Raw genomic sequence first — 22,826 nt, 5'->3', positions numbered from 1 at the left:
GATCTTCGGGAGCCTGGAGGTTGGCGTGTTTGGCCCGCAGCCGAAACCACAGGTAACGACAGATTTTTCCGGGTTCTTTGAACCGCACACAGGAGAGAAATTCATGGATACACGAGTCAGCAAGAAGAAGCTTGGCCTCAAGGAACGCTATGCGGCAATGACGCGCGGCCTGGGCTGGGAAACGACGTATCAACCCATGGACAAGGTGTTCCCGTACGACACCTACGAGGGCATCAAGATTCACGACTGGGATCAGTGGCAGGACCCGTTCCGCCTGACCATGGACGCCTACTGGAAGTACCAGGGTGAAAAGGAGAAGAAGCTCTACGCCGTGATCGATGCCTTCGCGCAGAACAATGGCCAGCTGGGCATTTCCGACGCACGCTATGTGAACGCGCTCAAGCTGTTCATCCAGGGCGTGACCCCGCTGGAGTACTACGCGCACCGCGGTTTTGCCCACGTGGGCCGGCAGTTCACCGGTGAAGGTGCCCGCGTGGCCGCGCAGATGCAGTCGATCGACGAGCTGCGCCACTACCAGACCGAAACCCACGCCATCAGCCATTACAACAAGTACTTCAACGGCATGCACCATTCGAACCACTGGTTCGACCGCGTGTGGTACCTGTCTGTGCCCAAGAGCTTTTTTGAAGATGCTGTGACGGCTGGCCCGTTCGAGTTCCTCACCTCGGTGAGCTTCTCGTTCGAGTACGTGCTGACCAACCTGCTGTTCGTGCCGTTCATGAGCGGCGCTGCCCACAACGGCGACATGAGCACGGTGACCTTTGGCTTCTCGGCACAGTCCGACGAATCGCGCCACATGACGCTGGGCATCGAGTGCATCAAGTTCATGCTGGAGCAGGACGAGGCCAACGTGCCGATCGTGCAGAAGTGGATCGATAAATGGTTCTGGCGCGGCTATCGCCTGCTGACCATCGTGGCCATGATGCAGGACTACATGTTGCCCAAGCGCGTGATGAGCTGGAAGGAAGCCTGGGAGATGTATGCCGAGCAAAACGGCGGCGCCTTGTTCAAGGACCTGGCCCGCTACGGCATCCGCGAGCCCGCCGGCTGGAAAGACGCCTGCGAAGGCAAGGATCACATCAGCCACCAGGCGTGGAACACCTTCTACAACTACAACGCCGCTGCCCCCATCCACACCTGGATGCCGAGCGATGACGAGATGGCCTGGCTTTCGGAGAAGTACCCACAAAGCTTCGACAAGCACTACCGCCCGCTGTTCGAGTTCTACCGCGAGCAGCAGCAAGCCGACAACCGCTTCTACAACAAGACGTTGCCGATGCTGTGCACCACCTGCCAGATCCCGATGATCTTCACCGAGCCCGGCGATGCCACCAAGATCGCCTATCGGGAAAGCGACTACCTGGGCAACAAGTACCACTTCTGCTCTGACCACTGCCAGCACATCTTCGACGACGAGCCGGAGAAATACGTGCAGAGCTGGCTGCCGGTGCACCAGATCTACCAGGGCAACTGTTTCAAGCCGGGCACCGACCCAACCGCAGAAGGTTTCGACCCGCTGATGGCCGTGCTCGACTACTACGAGATGAACGTGGGCCGGGACAACTTCGATTTCGAAGGCTCTGAAGACCAGAAGAACTTTGCGATGTGGAAAGGAGATGCCAAATGAGCGTTGTTGCCAACACCCTTGAAGCCCCGTACGACTTCCCGATGAAAGACGTACGGGAGAACTTTCCTGCACCGCTGCTCTACATCGGCTGGGAAGACCACCTGATGTTCTGCGCACCGTTTTGCCTGCCTCTGCCACCGGACACGCCTTTCGGGGCGCTGTCTGCGGCAGTGCTGCCTGGCATTTACGGCTACCACCCGGACTTCGCCAAGATCGATTGGGACAAGGCCGAGTGGTTCAAGTCCGGCAAGCCCTGGAAGCCGGACCCGACCAAGTCGCTCGCCGAAAACGGTCTGCAGCACAAGGACGTGATCCGCTTCCGTACGCCTGGTCTCACGGGCATCAACAACTCGCATCACTGATCACCGGGTTGTCTCTTTCGGTCTGCCTTCGGTCACATGCGTGGCCGTCGGCAGCCCGCTTTTTCCCGAACTTCTTCTCTTGCTTCATGCCTTTCATGCCCCCGGTCTGCCGCGGGTTGGGGCTTTGTTCGCCTACGCCATGTACCAGCTCACCATCGAACCACTCGGCACCACCATCGAGGTGGAAGACAACCAGACCCTGCTGGATGCCGCACTGCGACAAGGCATTTATCTGCCCCACGCGTGTGGCCACGGCATGTGCGGCTCGTGCAAGGTGGATGTGGCCGACGGCGAAGTGGACCATGGCGCCGCCAACCCGTTTGCGCTGATGGACGTTGAGCGCGAAGAAGGCAAGACGCTGGCCTGCTGCGCCACCTTGCTCAGCGACGCCACCATCGAAGCAGACATTGAAGAAGATCCGGACGCCGAATCGATTCCGGTCGAAGACTTTTCAGGGGTGGTGCAAGAAAGCACCGACCTCACCCCCACCATCAAACGCTTGCGCCTCAAGCTCGACCGGCCCATGCAGTTCCAGGCCGGCCAGTATGTGCAGCTGACCATTCCTGGCCTGGAGGGCACGCGCGCATTTTCCATTGCCAACCCACCGCAAGAGGTGAACGACACTGCCGTGATCGAACTTCACGTTCGACGCGTGCCCGGCGGGCAAGGTACAGCCTGGCTGCACGATGAACTGAAGACCGGCGACGAGGTCCAGCTCAGCGGACCCTATGGCCGCTTCTTTGTGCGCAAGTCTGCCGACATGCCCATGATCTTCATGGCCGGCGGTTCGGGCCTGTCCAGCCCAAGGTCCATGATTCTGGATTTGCTGGCCGAAGGCTGCCAGCAATCCATCACCCTTGTCTATGGCCAGCGGTCGCTCGAAGAGCTGTACGACCACGACGAGTTCCTGGCGCTGGCAGAGGCGCACCCGAACTTCACCTATGTGCCCGCCCTCTCAGACGAGCCCGCCGAATCCGGCTGGCAGGGCTTGCGCGGCTTCGTGCACGAGGCTGCCAGTGCGCACTTCACCAATGGTTTTGCCGGCCACAAGGCCTACCTGTGCGGGCCGCCGCCCATGATCGAAGCCGGGATCGGTGCATTGATGCAAGGCCGCCTGTTCGAGCGCGACATCTACACCGAGCGATTTCTCTCAGCCGCCGACGCGCAGCAAGCCCGCAGCCCTCTGTTCAAACGGGTGTGAAGTGCCCGCCATGCCGATTCGCCTCACGTGCAAACTCATGCACCACCTCCAGAAAGGTCTGGAGCACTGGCGACGGGTCGCCCGTGCGGTAGAGGCAACTGAGCTCCAGTTCGCGCAGGGTTTTGCTGGTCAGGGGCCTGAACACCACCCCCGGCAAGCGCAGATTGGCCGCCGATTGCGTGGTGATGGCCACACCAAAGCCGGTAGCCACCAGCGCCACGGCCGTCACCACGTCTTCCACCTCCTGTTCCACCTTCAGCCGCACGTTTTCGGCTTCAAAGGCGTCGGCCACGGCTTGTGCCAGGCCGCGCATGGGCACGTTCGGGTAGGTGATGAGCGGCACATTGTCCAGATCTTTCAAGCTGATGCTGGGCCGGACCGAGAGCGGATTCGTCGCCGGAATCGCCACCACCGGCCGCTCACGAAACACCGGCTCCACCGTGATGCCCTCCTCTTCAGGCACCAGCCGGTTGAAGCCAATGGAGATGCGTCGCTCACGCAAGGCATTGAGCTGCGCGTCCTTGGTCAGGTTGTGCAGCACGATCTTCACCTTGGGCCTGGCCTTGTGAAAACGCGCCAGCATGCGCGGGATCACATCCAGCACGCCCGAGCCGAACAGGCCCACATCGAGCTGACCGATCAGACCCTGCCCCGCCAGCTGCGTGCGCTCCGTCGCCCGTTTGGCCAGGGTGAGCAGGTTGGGCACCTCTTCCAGCAGAGTCTGCCCCGCTTCGGTCAGCGTCACGCCCTTGGGTGTGCGGACGAACAGGGCCGTGCCCAGGCGCTCTTCCAGCCCATGGATGTAGCGCGTCAGGGGCGGCTGCGTCATGTGAAGCCGCTGCGCAGCTCGCCCGAAATTGCCTTCCTCGGCCAGGGCCAGGAAGTAGCGCATGTCCTTGAGATCCACCACAGCTCAGACCTTCCACATTCTGACCGCACAACTTGTCCGATACCAAAACGGTATTGCGTTTCCAAAAATTGGTATTGGACAGTATCACACCCCATGCCTATCGTGACAAGACGTTCGGGAAACACACGCAACAAAGACGGTGTACCCCGAGCGGGTAGCGAAAGGGCAGTGATAGCCCTGGGCAGACGGGTCTGCCCTGACTGGAGACAAGCCGAGTGACCACCAAACACAACGTCCTGATCGAAGACACAGGAGAGCAATACCTCTGCCGCGAAGACCGCTCCTTGCTCGAGGGCATGGAGTCGCTCCAGCGCAAAGGCATTCCTGTGGGCTGCCGCAATGGCGGCTGCGGTGTGTGCAAGGTGCAGGTGCTCGAAGGCAGCTATGTGAGCCGCGTCATGAGTCGCGACCACGTGAGCGTCGAAGACGAAGCCAAAGGCCGGGTACTGGCCTGCCGCGTCAAGCCCACCAGCGCCATCCGTCTCGAAGTCATTGGAAAGATGAAGAAAAGTGTCAGCCGCATCAGGGTTGAGCCGGCCAAGGCACTGTGATTGTTGAAACAACGCGCTCAACCCGATTTCCCCTATCGCTACCGCCAAACCAACCACCAGAGAAGGAGACTGAAATGGCAATGACAGGCGTACTTCGTCCCGGCCACGCTGTTGTGCGTGTGCTGGACCTCGACGAATCCGTGCAGTTCTACACCAACGTGATGGGCCTGAAGGAGACAGGCCGCGACAAAAGCGGGCGTGTGTACTTCAAGTGCAATGACGAATTCGATCACAGCAGCTTTGTGATCCGCAAAGCCGATCGGGCCGGCCTCGATGCCTTTGCGTACAAGGTGGACAGCAAGGCCACGCTGGACAAGCTCGACTCAGACCTCAAGAACGCTGGCCTGACCACCGAGCGCGTGCCAGCTGGCGAAATGCTGGAAACCGGCGAGCGCGTGCGCTTCAAGATCCCTACCGGCCACACCATCGAGCTGTACGCCGAGAAAAAGGGCGTGGGCAACGGTCTGGGCTATGACAGCCCCGAAGCCTGGCTGGAAAACCAGAAGGGCATCAACCCCGTGCGCATGGACCACGCCCTGATCTACGGCGGCGACATCGACGGCAACCGCAAGATCTTTGAAGACGTGCTGGGCTTCTCGCTCGTCGAGCGCGTCAAGCTCGAAGACGGCGAAACCGATCTGGGCACCTGGCTGACCTGCTCGACCAAGGCGCACGACATCGCCATGGTTCGCCATGCCGAAGACGACAAGCTGCACCACGTGAGCTTCATGCTCGAGAGCTGGGAGCAGGTGCTGCGTGCGGCCGACATCATGTCCATGCACCGCGTGTCCATCGACATCGGCCCGACCCGCCACGGCATCACCCGCGGCACCACCATCTACTTCTTCGACCCATCGGGCAACCGCATGGAAACCTTCTGCGGTGGCTACCAGTGGTACCCCGACATGCCAGCGACAACGTGGAGCTGGGAAGAAGTGGGTCGCGGCATTTTCTATCACGACCGGAAACTCAATGATGCGTTCCTGAGCGTGGTGACTTGACCACCCCCGCGAAGCGCGAAGGCGCTTCACCCCCTCAAGGGGGCGGTGCGTACGGACCGGAGGACCCGGATCCGTCGCACCCTCGGGTTGAGGTGACTTCGCTCGGACCTGGTCTGGCGTTTGAGGTTTGGAGTTTTTGTTTATGAATGAATCGATGGCTGTTTCTTCTTATGTGATTTCTGCCAAGGCGGCTTCGTTGGCTTGTGAAGCGGCTGTGGCGAAGGCGGAGGCATTGGGGATTCGCATCAATGTGGCAGTGACCGATGCGTCGGGCACCTTGGCTGCATTCCTGCGCATGCCCAATGCGTTTTTGCATTCGATTGATATCGCGATCGACAAGGCGTACACCGCTGCCAGTTTTGGCTTCCCCACCGCCGACTGGCCCAAGGTGCTGGAGAGCGACGAGGCACTGCGCATTGGCATGCCGCACCGCCCGCGCCTGGTGGTGTTTGGCGGTGGTTTGCCTGTGCGTGTCGGCGACGCCTTGATTGGCGGCATTGGCGTCTCGGGTGGCTCTGCCGAGCAAGACGCTGAATGCGCCCAGGCTGGCATCGATGCCTTGCTGAAGCTGGGCTGATCGTCTGCGGCAACGCGACCTGAACCTTTGTCGCTTCACTCTTTGCATTTCTCTCTTTTTGCTTTCTTGTCTTTTTTGTCTTTACGTCATCCCGAAGAACTTCCATGAAACAGTTTCTGAACTTCATCAACGGTGAGTTTGTTGCCACCAGCAAGACGTTTGAAAACCGCGCGCCGGCCGACAACCGTGTGATCGGCATGGTCCACGAAGCCGGTCAGGCTGAAGTGGACGCCGCTGTGACCGCTGCCCGTGCTGCCCTCAAAGGCGAGTGGGGCCAGATGAGCGTGGTCAAGCGCGTGGAAATGCTCTACGCCGTGGCCGACGAAATCAACAACCGCTTTGACGACTTCCTCGCCGCCGAGATTGCCGACACCGGCAAGCCCAAGTCGCTGGCCTCACACATCGACATTCCCCGCGGAGCGGCCAACTTCAAGGTCTTTGCCGACATCATCAAGAACGTTCCCACCGAGAGCTTCCAGATGACCACGCCAGACGGCGGCACCGCCCTGTCTTACGCGGTGCGTTCACCGGTGGGCGTGGTCGGCGTTGTCTGCCCCTGGAACCTGCCACTGTTGTTGATGACATGGAAAGTGGGCCAGGCGCTGGCCTGCGGCAACACCGTCATCGTCAAGCCTTCGGAAGAAACCCCTGCCACCGCGACCCTGCTGGGCGAAGTGATGGACAAGGTCGGCGTGCCCAAGGGCGTGTACAACGTGGTGCACGGTTTCGGCCCCGGCTCTGCCGGCGAATTCCTCACCCGCAACCCTGGCGTCAACGCCATCACCTTCACGGGCGAGACCCGCACAGGTGAAGCCATCATGGCCGCCGCCGCCAAGGGCGTGCGCCCCGTGTCCTTCGAGCTGGGCGGCAAGAACGCCGGCATCGTGTTTGCCGACGCCGATTTCGACAAGGCCGTGGCCGGCATCACCCGCTCCGCGTTTGAAAACTGCGGCCAGGTTTGCCTGGGCACCGAGCGCGTGTACGTGCAGCGCCCCATCTTTGACAAGTTCGTCGCAGCCCTCAAGGCCAAGGCCGAAGCCCTCAAGGTGGGCCCGAGCGAAATGGACGGCGTGAACCTCGGCCCATTGATTTCCGCTGAACACAAGCAAAAGGTCATGGGCTACTACGAGAAGGCCAAGGCCGAAGGCGCCACCGTGGTGACCGGCGGCGGTTCGCCCGAGCTGCCTGACCAGTACAAGGATGGTCATTACGTGCAGCCCACCATCTGGACCGGACTGCCCGAGACCAGCCCCATCATCCGCGAAGAAATCTTCGGCCCTTGCTGCCACATCGCTCCCTTCGACACGGTGGAAGAAGCGATTGAGCTGGCCAACGACACCGACTACGGCCTGGCCACCACGGTGTGGACGCAAAACCTGGAAACCGCACACCGCATGGCAGCGTCCATCGAAGTGGGCCTGTGCTGGATCAACAGCTGGTTCCTGCGCGACCTGCGTACCGCCTTTGGTGGCTCCAAGTCCAGCGGCATTGGCCGCGAGGGTGGTGTGCATTCGCTGGAGTTTTATACCGAACTTCGAAACGTCATGGTGAAGCTTTGACGCCCCCCGCGACGCGCCGCAGGCGCGTCACCCCCCACTGGGGGGCGCTGCGTACGGACCGGGGGACCCGGATCCGTCGCAGCCTCGGTTGAAGGCACTTCACTCGAACGCTATCTGACTGACCTCTTTCTTTATGAGCACTTCTTCATCCTCCAATCCTGAGATTGCGAATTCCGTTCGCACTGGGGCGTTCAACACGAACGTGCATGACGTCGGCTCTTCGAAGCCGGGTCAGCCGCCGGTGTTGTTCATCCACGGGTCGGGGCCGGGGGTGAGTGCGTGGGCGAACTGGCGGCTGGTGTTGCCGGTGGTGTCGCAGGAGCGGCGGGTGGTTGCGCCGGACATGGTGGGATTTGGCTATTCGGATCGGCCTGAAGGAATCGCCTACAACATGAACACCTGGGTGCAGCAGGCGCTGGACCTGATGGATGCCATGGGCATCGAGAAAGCCGATGTGGTGGGCAACTCGTTTGGGGGTGCGTTGTCGCTGGCTTTGGCCATTCGCGCGCCTGAACGTGTGCGCCGCTTGGTGCTGATGGGGTCGGTGGGCGTGAAGTTTCCCATCACCCAAGGGCTGGACGACGTCTGGGGCTATGAGCCTTCGCTCGAGGAAATGCGCAAGATGCTCGACATCTTTGCGCACAGCCGCGCGCTCGTCACCGACGAGCTGGCCAGGCTGCGCTACGAGGCCAGCATTCGCCCCGGCTTTCAGGAGTCGTTCTCGGCCATGTTCCCTGCCCCGCGCCAGCGCTGGGTGGACGCCATGGCCAGCGATGAAGCTGCCATCCGCGCCCTGCCCCACGAGACGCTGATCATTCATGGCCGTGAAGACCAGGTCATCCCGCTGCAGAACTCGCTCACGCTGTCGCAGTGGATTCCAAACAGCCAGCTGCATGTCTTTGGTCATTGCGGCCACTGGACGCAGATCGAACACACGGCGCGCTTCAACCATCTGGTCAGCCAGTTCCTGACCGAAGCAGACGAGGCGCCATAAAGCCGACCGGGCTCTGAATCCGAGTACGAATCTGAAGCCGAATCCGAGTTTTTCAATACCTGCCCAAACACAACAACACATACACCAACACACGCGAGCAAGCACCATGGACGCAAAAAAGATTGAACACTACGGCGACGAGCTGTACCAGGCACTGTTGGACCGCAAGGCCGTCGCACCACTGACCGACCGCGAATCCGACATCACCATTGAAGACGCGTACCAGATCCAGCTGCGCATGATCCAGCGCCGCATCGACGCGGGCGAACACGTGGTGGGCAAGAAGATCGGTGTGACCAGCAAGGTCGTCATGGACATGCTGGGCGTGAACCAGCCCGACTTCGGCCACCTGCTCTCCGGCATGGTGTTCAACGAAGGCCAGGCCATTTCCGTGGGCGAGATGATCGCCCCCAAGGCCGAAGCCGAAGTGGCCTTCATCCTCGCCAAAGACCTGGAGGGCCCTGGCGTGACCGCCGCTGACGTGCTGCGCGCAACCGACTGCGTGATGCCTTGCTTCGAGATCGTCGACTCGCGCATCAAGGACTGGAAGATCAAGATCCAGGACACCGTGGCCGACAACGCTTCCTGCGGCGTGCTCACCCTGGGCGGTGTGCGCAAGAGCCCGCGCGATCTTGACCTGTCGTTGGCCGGCATGGTGCTGGAGAAGAACGGCGAAATCATCAGCACCTCCACCGGCGCGTCGGTGCAAGGCTCTCCCGTGAACGCCGTGGCATGGCTGGCGAACACGCTGGGCCGTCTGGGCATCGGCCTCAAGGCCGGCGACATCATCCTCTCCGGCTCGCAATCGCCGCTGGTGCCCGTGGTCGCTGGAGACAGTCTGCACAGCAGCGTGGGCGGACTGGGCAGCACGTCCGTCCGGTTTGTCGCATGAACCTAAGAACCACCCCCGCCGCGCTTTGCGCGTCCCCCTCAAGGGGGCGGCGCGTTGCGGACCGGGAGACCCGGATCCGCCGCGCCCTCGGCTAAAGCCATCGCATCTCCGATCCGTATTGGTGAGACACAAAGATCACTCAGGAACCCAACATGAATCTCGACAAGAACACCATTGACAAGCTGGCCGAGCATCTCGAGAACGCCGAGCTGCAGGCTTTTGATGTCACCAAGATCACCGACGACCACCCTGACATGGACTGGGAAGACGCCTATGCCATTCAGGACGTCATCCGCCATCGCAAGGAAGGCCGTGGCAACAAGACGGTGGGTCTCAAGTGCGGCCTGACCTCTTTCGCCAAGATGAAGCAGATGGGCGTGGAAGTGCCTTGCTTCGGCTTCGTAAGCGACTACATGTCGTGCGCCGAAGGCAGCGAGATCAAGACCAGCGAACTGATCCACCCCAAGGTTGAAGCGGAAATCTGCATCGTCACCAAGGCACCGCTAAAAGGTCCCGGCTGCCATGTGGGCGCTGTGATGGCCGCCATCGATTTCGTGATTCCCGGCGTGGAGATCATCGACAGCCGCTACCGCGACTTCAAGTTCGACCTCAAGAGCGTGATCGCCGACAACACCTCCGCTTCGCGCTTTGTGGTGGGCGGCCGCCCACGCAACGTGGAAGAGCTGGACCTGCGCACGCTGGGCGTGGTGCTGGAGAAGAACGGTCAGATCATGGACATGGCCACCGGCGCTGCCGTGATGGGCCACCCCGCCGCTGCCGTGGCCGAGCTGGCCAACCACCTGGGCAAGCGTGGTCAGGAAATCCCGGCCGGCACTTTCATCATGACCGGCGGCGTGACCGCAGCCATCGCGGTGGAAGCGGGTGACAGCGTCAACGTGCGCTTCCAGGACCTGGGTTCGGTGAGCATGCGTTTCGTCTGATTCATCTGAGCAGATCGAACGGACCCAACGGATCAAGAACATGAGCCCCCCTTCCGCCGCACCCGCCACGCCATCCCGCGCCGTCACCGTGTTGATCACACGGCGTGTGGCGCCGGCCGATGCCGAGAACTTTGAAACGGCCATGGCCGGCATGATGCTGGCGGCCAAAGGCTTTGCCGGCCATCTCGGTGGTCAGCTGGTTCGCCCTGGTGAGCCGGGCAGCGGCAATGAGCCCATGCTCTTCCATGTGGTCTTCGCTTTTGACAACGAAGAGCACCTCACCGCCTGGCAGCAATCACCCGAGCGCGCCGAATGGCTGGCTCGCGTGGGCCGCCACACCATTGGCGATCAGGAAATGCGCGTGGTCAGCGGCCTGGACTACTGGTTCGCGCCCGCAGGCTCCACCACCAAGCTGCCACCGCCCAAGTGGAAAGTGGCTTGTGTGACCTGGATGGGCATCTTCCCCACCGTGCTGCTGCTTTTCGTCACCGTGGCGCCCTACTTGCAAAGCTGGCCACTGGTGCCTCGCACGCTGGTCATCACCGGCCTGGTGGTGCTGATCATGACCTGGGTCGTGGCCCCGCGCCTGACGCGCCTGATGGCCGGCTGGCTGCATGCCTCGCCCAAGTCCAAAGACTAGATCCAGAGACCAGAACACCTGATATCCACGTTCATATGAATCTCACCTTCAAAGGCCAAAAAGCTTTCGTCTCCGGCTCCACCGCCGGCATCGGTTTTGCCATTGCACAAGCCTTGGCTGAAGGTGGCGCGCGCGTCACCGTCAACGGTCGAACGCAAGATGCTGTGGACAAGGCCATGGCACGCATCCGGGCAAGCGTCCCCGGTGCACAGCTGCAGGGTGCTGCGGTGGATCTGGGCAGCGCCGATGGCTGCGCCGCCGTGAGTGAGGCCATGGGTGAGATGGACATTCTGGTGAACAACCTGGGCATCTTCGAGCCCACGCCTTTTGCCGAGATTGACGATGCGGCCTGGCAGAACATGTTCGACACCAACGTCATGAGTGGCGTGCGGCTGGCCCGTGCGGCGCTGCCCGGCATGCTCGAGCGCAATCACGGCCGCATCGTGTTTGTGTCCAGCGAGTCCGGCATCTGCCCGCCCGCCGAGATGGTGCACTACGGCATGAGCAAATCGGCGCAGCTGTCGGTGGCACGTGGCCTGGCCGAATGCTGCGCAGGCACCGGCGTCACCGTCAACAGCGTGCTACCCGGCCCTACCTTGACCGAAGGCGCGAAAGCGTTTTTCGACAAGCTCGCCGCCAGCCAAGGCATCAGCTTCGACGAAGCGGCAGAACGCTTCTTCAAGGAAGCCCGCCCCACCTCGCTGCTGCGCCGGTTCATTCGCCCCGACGAAGTCGCCGCCATGGTGGCCTACGCCTGCAGCCCGCAAGCCAGCGCCACCACGGGCGCCGCGCTGCGTGTGGACGGCGGCGTGGTCAGAACACTGACCTGACAGGCCATCGAGCAGAAGAACCGATTCACCACCTTATTTCGATATCTGGAGTTCATCGCATCATGAGTGACAAGAAAATCAAATGCGCATTGATCGGGCCGGGCAACATCGGCACCGACTTGCTAGCCAAACTCAAGCGCAGCCCCGTGCTGGAGCCGGTGTGGATGGTGGGCATCGACCCCCAGTCCGACGGACTCAAGCGCGCCAAGGAAATGGGCATCAAGACCACCGCCGACGGTGTGGACGGTCTGGTTCCCCACATGAAGGCCGACGGTGTGCAAATCGTCTTTGACGCCACCAGCGCCTACGTGCACGCCGAGAACAGCCGCAAGGTCATTGAGCAAGGCGCGATGATGATCGACCTCACGCCTGCGGCCATCGGCACCTACTGCGTGCCGCCCGTGAACCTGAAACAGCTCATGAGCGAGCCGGCGCAGGGCCGCTCCCAAGGCGGCTCAGCCCCCTCGGGGGGCAGCGCACCTCGCGCAGCGGGGGAGCGTGGGGGCCAGGTTTTCAATGTGAACATGGTGACGTGCGGTGGCCAGGCCACCATTCCGATGGTGGCTGCCATCTCCCGTGTGCAACCTGTGGCCTACGGCGAGATTGTGGCCACGGTGTCCAGCCGCTCGGTTGGCCCCGGCACCCGCAAGAACATCGACGAGTTCACCCGCACCACTGCCGGTGCTGTGGAGAAGGTCGGCGGCGCCAAGGAAGGCAAGGCGATCATCATCATCAACCCTGCCGATCCACCACTGATCATGCGCGACACCGTGCACTGCCTGGTGGACGAGTCTGCCGGCAAACCCAATGAGGCGGCCATCACCAAGAGCATCCACGACATGATCGCCGAGGTGCAGAAGTATGTGCCGGGCTACAAGCTGGTCAACGGCCCTGTGTTCGATGGTCAGCGTGTGTCTGTCTTCCTGGAAGTCGAAGGCCTGGGCGACTACCTGCCCAAGTACGCCGGCAACCTGGACATCATGACCGCCGCCGCTGCTCGTACCGCAGAAATGTTCGCTGAAGAAATCCTCGCTGGAACGATAAAGCTGTAAGGATGAAACACCCCCTGCGCCGCTTCGCGTCCTCCCCCCTCTCTCGCCTTCGGCGGGAGGGGGACGCAGCCCGGTGGCCCGGCAAAGCCGGTTCCACGGCTGCCACGCATTGGCGCTTCTTCAGTCCACCGTTCTTTCGACTTTGAGCAGGACTGAGTTCAGACACTGGAGAAATGAATCATGAGCATTGAAGGCAAGAAAATCACTTTGCATGACATGACGCTGCGCGATGGCATGCACCCCAAGCGTCACCTGATGACCCTCGATCAGATGAAGAGCATTGCCAGCGGCCTGGACGCTGCCGGCGTGCCGCTGATCGAAGTGACCCATGGCGATGGCCTGGGTGGGTCTTCGGTCAACTACGGCTTTCCGGCTCACACCGATGAGGAATACCTCTCGGCCGTGATCCCGCTGATGAAGCAGGCCAAGGTTTCTGCTTTGCTGTTGCCCGGCATCGGCACCGTTGACCACCTCAAGATGGCCCACGGTCTGGGCGTGAACACCATTCGCGTCGCCACCCACTGCACCGAGGCCGATGTGTCGGAGCAGCACATCACCATGGCCCGCAAGCTGGAGATGGACACCGTTGGTTTTCTGATGATGGCCCACATGGCCAGTGCCGAGAAGCTGGTGGAGCAAGCCCTGCTGATGGAGAGCTACGGCGCCAACTGCATCTACGTCACGGACTCGGCTGGCTACCTGCTGCCCGATGGCGTGAAGGAGCGCCTGACCGCTGTGCGTGCAGCGCTCAAGCCGGAGACGGAGCTGGGCTTTCACGGCCACCACAACCTGGCCATGGGTGTGGCCAACAGCATTGCCGCCATCGAGTGTGGCGCCACCCGCATCGACGCGGCAGCCGCTGGCCTGGGTGCTGGCGCGGGCAACACGCCGATGGAAGTTCTGGTGGCGGTGCTCGACCGCATGAGGGTCATCACCGGTGTGGACGTCTGGAAGATCCAGGACGTGGCCGAAGACCTGGTCTTCCCGATCATGGACTTCCCCATTCGCATTGATCGCGATGCGCTCACGCTGGGTTATGCCGGTGTGTACGGCTCCTTCCTGCTGTTCGCCAAGCGCGCAGCGGCCAAGTACAAGCTCTCGGCCCGCGACATCCTGGTCGAGCTCGGCCGCAAGAAGATGGTCGGTGGCCAGGAAGACATGATCGAAGACACCGCCATGACGATGGCGAAAGAGCGCGATCAGCGGTCCGGCCAGCAGCGCGCCGCCTGAGCCCGATCGCACTGCGGATCTGAACAAGACACCCACCAGAGCAAAGAGGGAACGAGGGAAAGAGAAAGAAGAGCGAAAGGCAGAAGAAAACAGAGGCAAGAGACAAAAGCCCATGTCAGACATCGCGATCTGAAACCCGGTCAGACCTTCGGACACACGAAGGCTGGCCACCACACACAGGAGACAGGCAATGACCAAATCAAGCTCCCCCGCAAGGGGACTGGGGCGGCGTGCGCTCGTCGCATCCGCATTGGCCGCAGTGAGTGCCGCCAGGTGGGCCCCGGTTTACGCCGCTGCACCAGCCATGAAGGTGGCCTGGATCAGCCCGCAGACCGGTTTTCTTTCTTCCTTTGGCGTGACAGACCGCTACGTGTTCGAGACACTCGGTCCACGCTTTCGCAGCGGCCTCCAGACAGCCTCGGGCGATACGCGCCAGGTGGAGATCAGCCTGCACGATGCAGCCTCCTCTCCCGAGAAGGCCGCCAAGCTTGCCACCGAGCTCATTGCCTCGGGCGTGCACCTCATCCTCACCACCGCCACACCGGAGATCTGCAACCCCGTCTCCGACGCGTGCGAAGCGGCAGGTGTGCCCTGCGTGAGCAGCATCGTGCCCTGGCAGGCCTGGTACTACGGCCGGGGCGCCACCGCGACCAAAGGCTTTGAATGGACTTATCACTTCTTTGCCGGTCTGGAAGACTTTGCCGACATCTACAGCGCCTTGCAGGCCAGCGCCAACCTGGGCACCAAGACCGGTGGCCTGTTCGGTGACGACATCGATGCCGAAGCCTTCCTCAAGGCTTTTCCGCCAGCGTTCGCCAAACGCGGCATCGAGCTCGTCGTGCCGCAGCGGGTGCAGTTTGCCAACCCCGACTGGGAGAGCGTGGCCATCCAGCTGCGCGACGCCAACATCCGCATGGTCACTGGCGTATTGCCTCCCCCCATCGCGGCAGCCTTCTTCCAGGCGGCGGACAAGGTGGGCTACAAGCCGGTGATGGCGTCCATCGCCAAGGCTTTCGCCTTCAACGACACGGTGGCACAGATTCAGCGCCCCGGCCTCACGCTCACCAACGAGGTTTGGTGGTCGCCGGCCTGGCCGTTCAAGTCGTCCTTCACCGGGCAGACCGCAGCCAAGGTGGTGGCGACCTACGAAGAGAGCACCGGCGCACCCTGGGTGCAAACGCTGGGCTTCTCCCACGCCTTGATGGAAGTGGCGGCCCATGTGTGTCAGAACACGCCCAGCACCAAGGCCGCCGACGTGCGCGACACGCTCAAGCGCGCACGCGTCAACACGCTGGCCGGCCCCATCAACTGGCGCGACAGCCACCCCAACCGCAACGTCTGCACCACGCCGGCCGTGGGCGGGCAATGGATTCGCAACGCCAAGGGTCGCTGGATTCTGGAGGTCGTGGACAACACCCGCTCTCCCGTCATCCCGACCACAGCCCAACTGACCACCGGGTGACCCAGCGTCACCCGATCCCACTGACACGGAGAAAACACACATGCCATTCGCACAGATTTACATGATCGAAGGTCGCACCGAAGACCAGAAACGGGCCGTGATCGAGAAGGTCACCTCCGCCCTGCAAGAGGCCGTGGGCGCCCCCCGGGAGACGGTGCGTGTCTGGATTCACGAGATGCCCAAGGAGAACTGGGGCATCGCCGGCCAGACCGCCAAGGACCTGGGGCGATAGCGGTACGCACGCCCACAAAGGCAAACGCATACGCATACGCATACGCACACGCCAACACCCACAAGAGGAAGCAAGGAAACGAGGAAACGAGGGAAGGCCTTCGCGCCATCCCGCCACACTGCCCGGGGCGATCGTGCCGCAACGGTCAGTGTTCAACACAAAAGCACGCGCAGGAGACAGATACATGCAAATCACCGGCAAGAAAACGTCCGGCGGCACCTTCACGTCCGCCCTCGACCGCCGCCAGGCCCTCAAGTCCATTGGTGGCATCGCTGCGGCCAGCGCCACCGCCCTGCACGCCCCTTGGGTGCATGCAGCGCAAACCTTCAAGATCGGCTACGTGAGCCCACAAACCGGCCCGCTGGCCGTGTTTGCCGAGCCCGATGCGTTCGTGATCGAGGCCATCCGCAAGCACTACGCCAAAGGCATCCAGGTCGGCGGCAAGACCTATGCGGTGGAGATCATCGTCAAGGACTCGCAGTCCAGCTCCAGCCGCGCTGCTGAAGTCACCAACGATCTGATCCTCAACGACGAGGTCGATCTGGTGGTGGCCGGCTCCACGCCCGAGACCACCAACCCCGTGGCCGACACCTGCGAGCTCAACGGCACGCCCTGCATCACCAACGACACCCCCTGGCAACCGCACTTCTTCGGCCGTGGTGGTGATCCGAAGAAGGGCTTCAACTGGACCTACCACTTCTTCTGGGGTCTGGAAGACTGCATCTCCGTTTACACCGGCATCTGGGACAAGCTCAAGACCAACCGCGTGGTCGGCGGCCTGTGGCCCAACGACCCGGACGGCAACGCCTGGGCCGACCCCAAGATCGGCTTCCCGGCCACCGGCAAGGCCAAGAACCTCAAGTACATCGACACCGGCCGCTTCCCTTCGCCTGCCGACAACTTCTCGGCGCAGATCATCGAGTTCAAGAAGCAAGGCGTGGAGATCGTCACCGGCGTGCTGCCACCGCCCGACTTCGGCAACTTCTGGGGCCAGGCCGCGCAGCAAGGCTTCAAGCCCAAGATCGTGACCGTGGGCAAGGCCACCGAATTCCCCGCTGCCATCAACGCCTTTGGCGAGCGCTCTGACGGCTTGTCGGTGGAAGTGTGGTGGTCGCCTCAGCACCCGTTCAAGTCCAGCATGACAGGCCAATCCTCTGCCGAACTGGCCGCTGCCTACACCAAGGCCACCGGCCGCCAGTGGTCCATGCCGCTGGGCTTCAAGCACTCGCTGTTCGAAGTGGCCGTGGCTGCCTTCGTGAAGGCGGGTGGCAAAGGTGGCGAAGCGCTGCGCGACGCCATCAAGGCCACCAACATGACCACCATTGTTGGCCCGGTGAACTTCGCCACCGGCCCAGTGCCCAACGTCAGCAAGACACCGCTGGTGGGTGGTCAATGGCAGAAGCAAGGCAAAGGCTTTGAGCTGATCATCGTCGAGAACGGCATCGCCAAGATGGTGCCAATCGGTGGTGAACTCAAGCCGATCGCTTAAAGCATCAGAGACCCCATTACTGCCATGCAACGACCTCCCTTGCTGGCGGTCGAGACGGTGAGCAAGCGCTTCGGCGCGCTCACCGTCACGGACGCGCTCACCCTGAACGTCCCCGAAGGCCAGGCCCTCGGGATCATTGGCCCCAACGGGGCAGGCAAAACCACTTTGCTCAACCTGATCAGCGGGGACATCACCCCCGATGAAGGGCGCATCGTGCTCGACGGACAAGACGTGACCGGCCTTCGGCCATCACTGCGTTGCCGCGCGGGCATTGGCCGCTCGTATCAGATTCCGCACCCGTTCGCGGGCATGACGGTTTACGAGAACGTGCTCGTGGGCGCCACCTTTGGTGCCAACCACAACGAGCGCCAGGCCGAAGAACGGGTGCTCGCCATTCTGGACAAAACCGGTTTGATGCAACACGCCAACCTGCTCGCGGGCAGCTTGCGCCTGCTCGACCGCAAACGCCTGGAGCTGGCGCGCGCACTGGCCACCGAGCCACGCCTGCTGCTGCTCGACGAAATCGGTGGCGGCCTGACCGAGCACGAAGTGCACGAACTGATCGAGACCATCAAGAGCATTCACCAAAGCGGCGTGACGATTGTGTGGATTGAGCACATTGTTCATGCATTGCTGGCGGTGGTCGACCGGCTCATCGTCATCGACTTCGGCAAGCTGCTGGCCGACGGAGAACCGCATGCGGTCATGGATGACCCCGCGGTCAAGGAAATTTATCTGGGAATTGACGCCGATGAGCCAGCCCACTGACACCACCACGCAAGACGTGCTGCTGCAAACCCGCGCCATGGACGCCTACTACGGCGACTTCCAGGCGCTGTACGGCGTGGACTTTCACCTCAACCGCGGCGAGGCGGTGGCCATCATCGGTGCCAACGGCGCCGGCAAAACCACCTTCCTGCGCGCCATCTGCGGCCTGCTGCCCTCGCCTGCCGAAACCGTCACTTTTGACGGCCAGGCCATTGGCAACATGGAGGCCTACCGCATTGTTCAGGCGGGCATTGCCATGGTGCCCGAAGGGCGCCGGCTGTTCCCCAGCCTGAGCGTGGAAGAAAACTTGGCTGTAGGCGGGCACACCCAACGCAAAGGCCCGTGGTCGCTCGACGCCATCTATTCGCTGTTTCCCATTCTGGGTGAGCGCCGGCACCAGCCCGGCACGCAGCTCTCGGGCGGGCAGCAGCAAATGGTGGCCATTGGCCGCGCGCTGATGTCCAACCCCACACTGCTGCTGTGCGACGAACTGTCGCTTGGTCTGGCGCCCATCATCGTGCGCGAGATCTACCAGATGCTGCCGCGCGTGCGCGAGCAAGGCACCTCGGTGCTGGTGGTGGAGCAAGACATTCGCCAGGCGCTCGACGCTGCCGACCGTGTGTACTGTTTTCAGGAAGGCCGTGTGTCGCTGGAGGGCGCACCCAACACGCTCACCCGCGAACAGATCACCCAAGCCTATTTCGGTGTGTAAGCCATAAGCCAGGCCAAGGTACCTCTCCCATGCGGAACCCTTGCACCTTGCATTCCCCGCAATCTCTACACACCACCCCTCTCCTGTGAGTTCCCCATCATGATCACCGACTGGATCAACACCCTCATGCAAGGCCTGCTGCTCGGCGGGCTCTATGCATTGTTTGCCACCGGACTTTCCTTGTCCTTCGGCATCATGCGCATGGTCAACATCGCCCATGGCGATTTGATCGTGCTGGCCGGCTTTGGCTCCGTGGCCGCTGTGGCCCCGCTCATCAACAGCGGCGGCAGCGCCTGGTGGGCCTGGGCCAGCCTGCTGCTCGTGGTGCCAGCCATGGCCATGCTCGCTTATGCGCTGCAACGCCTGGTGCTCAACCGCACGCTCGGCCACGACATTCTCTCGCCCCTGCTGGTGACGTTTGGCCTGTCCATCATCGTGCAAAACCTGATGCTCGAAGTCTTCAGCGCCGACGTGCGCCGCCTGGACACGGGCGACGTCGCCACCATGAGCTGGTCGCTGGGCGACGGTGTGGCCATTGGCGTGCTGCCGCTCATCACCGCCGTGTGTGCCGTGGGCGTGATCGTGGGCCTGCAGTGGCTGTTCCGCGCCACCGCCATTGGCCGCGCCTTCCGCGCCGCGTCGGACGACCCGGTCACCGCGCAGCTCATGGGCATTCACCACAAGCACTTGTACGGCCTGGCCATGGCCATTGCCGGCGCCATCATCGCGCTGGCCGGCACCTTTCTCATCATGCGCTCCACGCTGGGCCCCATGGACGGCCCGGCGCGCCTGCTCTACGCGTTTGAGGCCGTCATCATCGGCGGCCTGGGCTCGCTCTGGGGCACGCTGGCCGGCGGCATTCTGCTCGGCATTGCTCAAGCCATTGGCGCCGCGTTCGACCCCGGCTGGGGCATCTTGGCCGGCCACCTGATGTTTCTGGTGGTGCTGGTGCTCAAGCCCAACGGCTTGTTCCCCAAGACGCGCGACCGCTGATCTGAACAGCCAGCCAGACAAGCAGGCAGATACAGAGACAGAGACAGACAGGCAAATCGACAGACAGATAAGAACAGGCAGTCCTCATCATGAGTACCGAGACATTGAATCCTTCATCATCACCTTCTTCATCGTCATCCCCGCCGGACACGGCTGCGACAGCCACGGCAGCGGGTTCCTACCGCGTCACCCGCGCCACGCCGCTGGGCTTTGCGGCGGCCATTGGCGGCCTCATCCTGGTGGCCGCCATTGCCTCCATGCCCTGGTGGGGCTCCAAAGGCGACATCCGGCTGGTGACCGAATTTTTGTGCATCCTGGCACTGGCGCAAATGTGGAACCTGCTCGCCGGCTACGGCGGCCTGGCGTCCATGGGCCAGCAGGCTTTTATCGGCATTGGCGCGTATTGCCTGGTCATCTTTGGCTTGCACGGCGGCGTGCCGGTGTTCTGGGTGATCCCGGCCGCCGGCATCACCGGCGCACTGCTGGCCATTCCCGCCGCCATGATCGCCTTCCGCCTGCGCGGCGCCTACTTCGCCATTGGCACCTGGGTCATGGCCGAAGCCATCCGCCTGATTGTGACCAACCTGCCGCAAGTCAGCGGCGGCTCGGGCGTGAGCATTGCGCCCTTGCTGAAGGGCATGTCGGTCGACACACGGTTTTCCATCACGCTGTGGCTGGCCCTTGCATTGGGCGTGGGCGGCACGCTGGCGCTGTACGCCTTGCTGCGCACCCGCTGGGGCCTAGCCTTGACGGCCGTGCGCGACAGCGAAGTGGCCTCTGAAACCCTGGGCGTGAGCGTGCCGCGCATCAAGTGGGCGGTGTACATCGCCGCCGGCGGCGCCGCCGCCATGGCCGGTGCGCTGCTGTTCATCACCAAGCTGCGTGTGTCGCCTGATGCAGCCTTCTCCATGAACTGGACCGCGTTGATGTTCTTCGCCGTCGTCATCGGCGGCATCGGCACCATCGAAGGCCCAATTTTGGGCGCGCTGGTCTACTTCTTTTTGAGGGAGTGGTTAAGCGACTTCGGCAGCTGGTACCTGATCGCACTGGGCGTGCTAACGGTGGTGATTGTGCTGTGGGCACCGGGCGGTGTGTGGGGGTCCATCACCAAGCGGTGGGACTGGCATTTGTTCCCGGTGAGGCGGCGGGTGGTGGGGAAGTAGGGTTCAGTTCTTCTCGGTTGATTGACAAGAAGAAATGGGAAGCGGCAGGTCTTTGGGGGCTTGCCGCCTTTCTTTTGTCCTGATTCCCTCTCGCCTCGCCTTCTCTCCTCTTCCCTTCGGCTCGGATGGCCTACCTGCCTACGTGCCTGCGAACTGGCTGTCACTCTTTATCTGACGACCAGTCTTCCACAAAGTAGTCCGGCGGCAACGGGTGTTCAAATCGGCTGGTGTCGTTCATGGCATCGTCGATGTCTGCAGGAATCATGTCCCGCATGCGCTCGTAGTACGCCTCGAACAGCACTTCTGTTCCACCTCCCGTATCCCGCCCACCCATGAAGCGCTGAACAGCATCCAGGTTTGGCCAATGCGTGGGCTGGCGAAAGAACTGCACAAACTCACCCAGCATTTGATGGACAAACATCAGGTCGCGAAGCGACACCTCCACCGTGCGGTCAACGGGGATGGTGTCCAAGCCTTGTAGGACGCGGTCTTTCGGGGTGCTGTGGTTGTTGGGGGGCATGGGGGCAAGTCAGATTGGCTGCTGCGTTTGGCGACGATGACAAGCTCACTCAAAAAGTTGTGCAGCCCGGCCTGGAAAACTACACCTCCTATTCTTCGCTAACAGGCGGGACGTACAGCGGGGAGTCTGACCTATAAGGCACGCGACCCGAGGGAACGTGCTGTGCCGCAAGCTCGAGATGAAGATCTTGATCATCAAAGAAGATATGTGCACGAAAAGCCTTCACAACTTTCGTCTTTTCAACGCCGCCAAGGAAAAATATCTCGTTCACATAGACACCCCATGAACGAAGGGTCTTAATTACTCGCATTTCTGCCGGGGCGTTTCTTGCGGTGACGATCGCAATACGAACAGGAGAAAACTCTACACTGAAAGGCAGTCTTTCCTGCAATTGAGACAACTTACCAACTAGAGTGGCGTATGGGCCATGCTGCATCGGGACATCTTGCTGGGCATCTTCGCTTTCATGAAAATCAGTTAGACCTTTTGTCTTGTAGACGATCTCACTGCTGTCATCAAAGAGCACCGCATCACCATCAAAGGCTATCCTCACTTGGTTTTCCGGCGGCATTAGTCTATCGCTCGGCGGGGCTTTCAGGACTGCCGCCGCGCAGGTTCCGCCGTCTATGACCCGCTGCGCATCCTCTGCATTCGTCGTTAGAAAGAGATCAACATCAAAGGCTTCTAGGTAGTCGACGACCGACTCACCTCCCGTGAAGGCATGCCTGCTGATAGGGAGGTCGCGAGTCCGAATATTATTAAATACCCTCACGCCTGTTTCTGGGCTGTTGCGAGACATCACGACCACTTCTACAAGTGGACTCGTTTCTCCCTGCTTTTGGTATTTGTTTAGCGCCAAAAGAGCCCTCACGAGGAGCATGCCCGTGCCATCTTCTAGAGGTTCGCTTTCTCGTTCCAACATGTAGGCGCGATATTCGGCGACAGCCGTTTCTTTGTCCTCGCGAAACTTAGCTCTAAACATAGCATCCGCCTCTTTGAGGTCAAAGAGCGCGGTTGCAGAAATACCAACAACAAGTGTTTTGGAGAGATCAAGTGGCACGAGGAGTTCCTTTTCTGGGTTCTTGCGCAGCCACTCACA

Annotated in this window: 24 protein-coding genes; 21 read left to right on the top strand and 3 right to left on the bottom strand. The window is 61.7% G+C overall.

The window, feature by feature from the left end; all coding sequences use genetic code 11:
• The first annotated feature begins 103 nt into the window (after window positions 1–103).
• The 3 genes from ABWV89_RS13200 to ABWV89_RS13190 all read left to right on the top strand — a co-directional run bounded on the left by ABWV89_RS13200 (window position 104) and on the right by ABWV89_RS13190 (window position 3,211).
• Window positions 104–1,648, top strand: a complete 1,545-nt coding sequence (locus tag ABWV89_RS13200) for an aromatic/alkene/methane monooxygenase hydroxylase/oxygenase subunit alpha (protein WP_353397404.1) — start codon at window positions 104–106, stop codon at window positions 1,646–1,648.
• Complete coding sequence (locus ABWV89_RS13195; RefSeq protein WP_353397402.1) at window positions 1,645–2,010, top strand: phenol hydroxylase subunit P4; 366 nt, start codon at window positions 1,645–1,647, stop codon at window positions 2,008–2,010. Before ABWV89_RS13200 ends, ABWV89_RS13195 begins: the two co-directional genes overlap by 4 nt.
• A 139-nt stretch (window positions 2,011–2,149) precedes the next feature.
• Window positions 2,150–3,211 (top strand): NADH:ubiquinone reductase (Na(+)-transporting) subunit F, encoded by a 1,062-nt coding sequence (locus tag ABWV89_RS13190; protein ID WP_353397401.1) that lies wholly within the window; start codon window positions 2,150–2,152, stop codon window positions 3,209–3,211.
• Here ABWV89_RS13190 and ABWV89_RS13185 read toward each other — a convergent pair.
• Entirely contained in the window at window positions 3,198–4,118 is a 921-nt protein-coding gene (locus tag ABWV89_RS13185; protein WP_353397399.1) for a LysR family transcriptional regulator, read from the bottom strand. The genes ABWV89_RS13190 and ABWV89_RS13185 overlap by 14 nt on opposite strands.
• A 218-nt stretch (window positions 4,119–4,336) precedes the next feature.
• Here ABWV89_RS13185 and ABWV89_RS13180 point away from each other — a divergent pair, with 218 nt between their 5' ends.
• The 18 genes from ABWV89_RS13180 to ABWV89_RS13095 all read left to right on the top strand — a co-directional run bounded on the left by ABWV89_RS13180 (window position 4,337) and on the right by ABWV89_RS13095 (window position 21,207).
• Entirely contained in the window at window positions 4,337–4,672 is a 336-nt protein-coding gene (locus ABWV89_RS13180) for a 2Fe-2S iron-sulfur cluster binding domain-containing protein (RefSeq protein ID WP_353397397.1), read from the top strand.
• Window positions 4,673–4,746: 74 nt separating this feature from the next.
• Window positions 4,747–5,673, top strand: coding sequence for a catechol 2,3-dioxygenase (locus tag ABWV89_RS13175; protein ID WP_353397395.1), 927 nt, complete (start codon window positions 4,747–4,749; stop codon window positions 5,671–5,673).
• A gap of 142 nt (window positions 5,674–5,815) precedes the next feature.
• Window positions 5,816–6,250, top strand: coding sequence for a GlcG/HbpS family heme-binding protein (locus tag ABWV89_RS13170; RefSeq protein WP_353397393.1), 435 nt, complete (start codon window positions 5,816–5,818; stop codon window positions 6,248–6,250).
• 104 nt (window positions 6,251–6,354) lie between these two features.
• Complete coding sequence (locus tag ABWV89_RS13165; RefSeq protein ID WP_353397392.1) at window positions 6,355–7,809, top strand: 2-hydroxymuconic semialdehyde dehydrogenase; 1,455 nt, start codon at window positions 6,355–6,357, stop codon at window positions 7,807–7,809.
• 133 nt (window positions 7,810–7,942) lie between these two features.
• Window positions 7,943–8,803, top strand: a complete 861-nt coding sequence (locus tag ABWV89_RS13160) for an alpha/beta fold hydrolase (RefSeq protein WP_353397390.1) — start codon at window positions 7,943–7,945, stop codon at window positions 8,801–8,803.
• 106 nt (window positions 8,804–8,909) lie between these two features.
• A complete protein-coding gene (gene dmpE / locus ABWV89_RS13155; protein WP_353397388.1) occupies window positions 8,910–9,695 on the top strand; it encodes a 2-oxopent-4-enoate hydratase in 786 nt (261 codons plus the stop codon).
• A 152-nt stretch (window positions 9,696–9,847) separates the two neighbouring features.
• Complete coding sequence (dmpH, locus tag ABWV89_RS13150; RefSeq protein WP_353397386.1) at window positions 9,848–10,636, top strand: 2-oxo-3-hexenedioate decarboxylase; 789 nt, start codon at window positions 9,848–9,850, stop codon at window positions 10,634–10,636.
• A gap of 40 nt (window positions 10,637–10,676) precedes the next feature.
• Window positions 10,677–11,276, top strand: coding sequence for an antibiotic biosynthesis monooxygenase (locus ABWV89_RS13145; RefSeq protein ID WP_353397384.1), 600 nt, complete (start codon window positions 10,677–10,679; stop codon window positions 11,274–11,276).
• Window positions 11,277–11,311: 35 nt separating this feature from the next.
• Entirely contained in the window at window positions 11,312–12,106 is a 795-nt protein-coding gene (locus ABWV89_RS13140; protein WP_353397382.1) for an SDR family NAD(P)-dependent oxidoreductase, read from the top strand.
• A 62-nt stretch (window positions 12,107–12,168) separates the two neighbouring features.
• Complete coding sequence (locus ABWV89_RS13135; protein WP_353397380.1) at window positions 12,169–13,158, top strand: acetaldehyde dehydrogenase (acetylating); 990 nt, start codon at window positions 12,169–12,171, stop codon at window positions 13,156–13,158.
• Window positions 13,159–13,338: 180 nt separating this feature from the next.
• Window positions 13,339–14,388 carry a 4-hydroxy-2-oxovalerate aldolase gene (gene dmpG, locus ABWV89_RS13130; RefSeq protein ID WP_353397378.1) on the top strand — a complete coding sequence of 350 codons (1,050 nt, stop codon included), beginning with the start codon at window positions 13,339–13,341 and terminating at the stop codon, window positions 14,386–14,388.
• Between the two features lie 190 nt (window positions 14,389–14,578).
• On the top strand, window positions 14,579–15,850 hold the full coding sequence (locus ABWV89_RS13125; protein ID WP_353397376.1) for an ABC transporter substrate-binding protein: 1,272 nt from the start codon (window positions 14,579–14,581) through the stop codon (window positions 15,848–15,850).
• 40 nt (window positions 15,851–15,890) lie between these two features.
• Entirely contained in the window at window positions 15,891–16,082 is a 192-nt protein-coding gene (gene thmT, locus ABWV89_RS13120; RefSeq protein ID WP_353397374.1) for a 2-hydroxymuconate tautomerase, read from the top strand.
• Between the two features lie 184 nt (window positions 16,083–16,266).
• On the top strand, window positions 16,267–17,571 hold the full coding sequence (locus ABWV89_RS13115) for an ABC transporter substrate-binding protein (protein WP_353397373.1): 1,305 nt from the start codon (window positions 16,267–16,269) through the stop codon (window positions 17,569–17,571).
• Window positions 17,572–17,595: 24 nt separating this feature from the next.
• Complete coding sequence (locus ABWV89_RS13110; RefSeq protein ID WP_353397371.1) at window positions 17,596–18,339, top strand: ABC transporter ATP-binding protein; 744 nt, start codon at window positions 17,596–17,598, stop codon at window positions 18,337–18,339.
• Window positions 18,323–19,051, top strand: coding sequence for an ABC transporter ATP-binding protein (locus tag ABWV89_RS13105; protein WP_353397369.1), 729 nt, complete (start codon window positions 18,323–18,325; stop codon window positions 19,049–19,051). The genes ABWV89_RS13110 and ABWV89_RS13105 overlap by 17 nt, the downstream gene beginning before the upstream one ends.
• A gap of 99 nt (window positions 19,052–19,150) precedes the next feature.
• The gene (locus tag ABWV89_RS13100; RefSeq protein ID WP_353397367.1) at window positions 19,151–20,044 is read left to right on the top strand and encodes a branched-chain amino acid ABC transporter permease; all 894 of its coding nucleotides are present in this window, start codon (window positions 19,151–19,153) and stop codon (window positions 20,042–20,044) included.
• A gap of 89 nt (window positions 20,045–20,133) precedes the next feature.
• Window positions 20,134–21,207: a branched-chain amino acid ABC transporter permease gene (locus ABWV89_RS13095; protein WP_353397365.1), complete on the top strand. Its 1,074-nt coding sequence runs from the start codon at window positions 20,134–20,136 to the stop codon at window positions 21,205–21,207.
• 160 nt (window positions 21,208–21,367) lie between these two features.
• Here ABWV89_RS13095 and ABWV89_RS13090 read toward each other — a convergent pair whose 3' ends face one another.
• Window positions 21,368–21,727 carry a hypothetical protein gene (locus ABWV89_RS13090; RefSeq protein WP_353397363.1) on the bottom strand — a complete coding sequence of 120 codons (360 nt, stop codon included), beginning with the start codon at window positions 21,725–21,727 and terminating at the stop codon, window positions 21,368–21,370.
• 88 nt (window positions 21,728–21,815) lie between these two features.
• Window positions 21,816–22,787 (bottom strand): 5'-nucleotidase, encoded by a 972-nt coding sequence (locus ABWV89_RS13085; RefSeq protein ID WP_353397361.1) that lies wholly within the window; start codon window positions 22,785–22,787, stop codon window positions 21,816–21,818.
• Window positions 22,788–22,826: the final 39 nt, after the last annotated feature.

It is taken from the genome of Hydrogenophaga sp. 5NK40-0174 (assembly GCF_040372165.1).
Classification (GTDB): Bacteria; Pseudomonadota; Gammaproteobacteria; order Burkholderiales; family Burkholderiaceae_C; genus Hydrogenophaga.
This window is presented reverse-complemented; position numbering and strand designations above follow the sequence as displayed.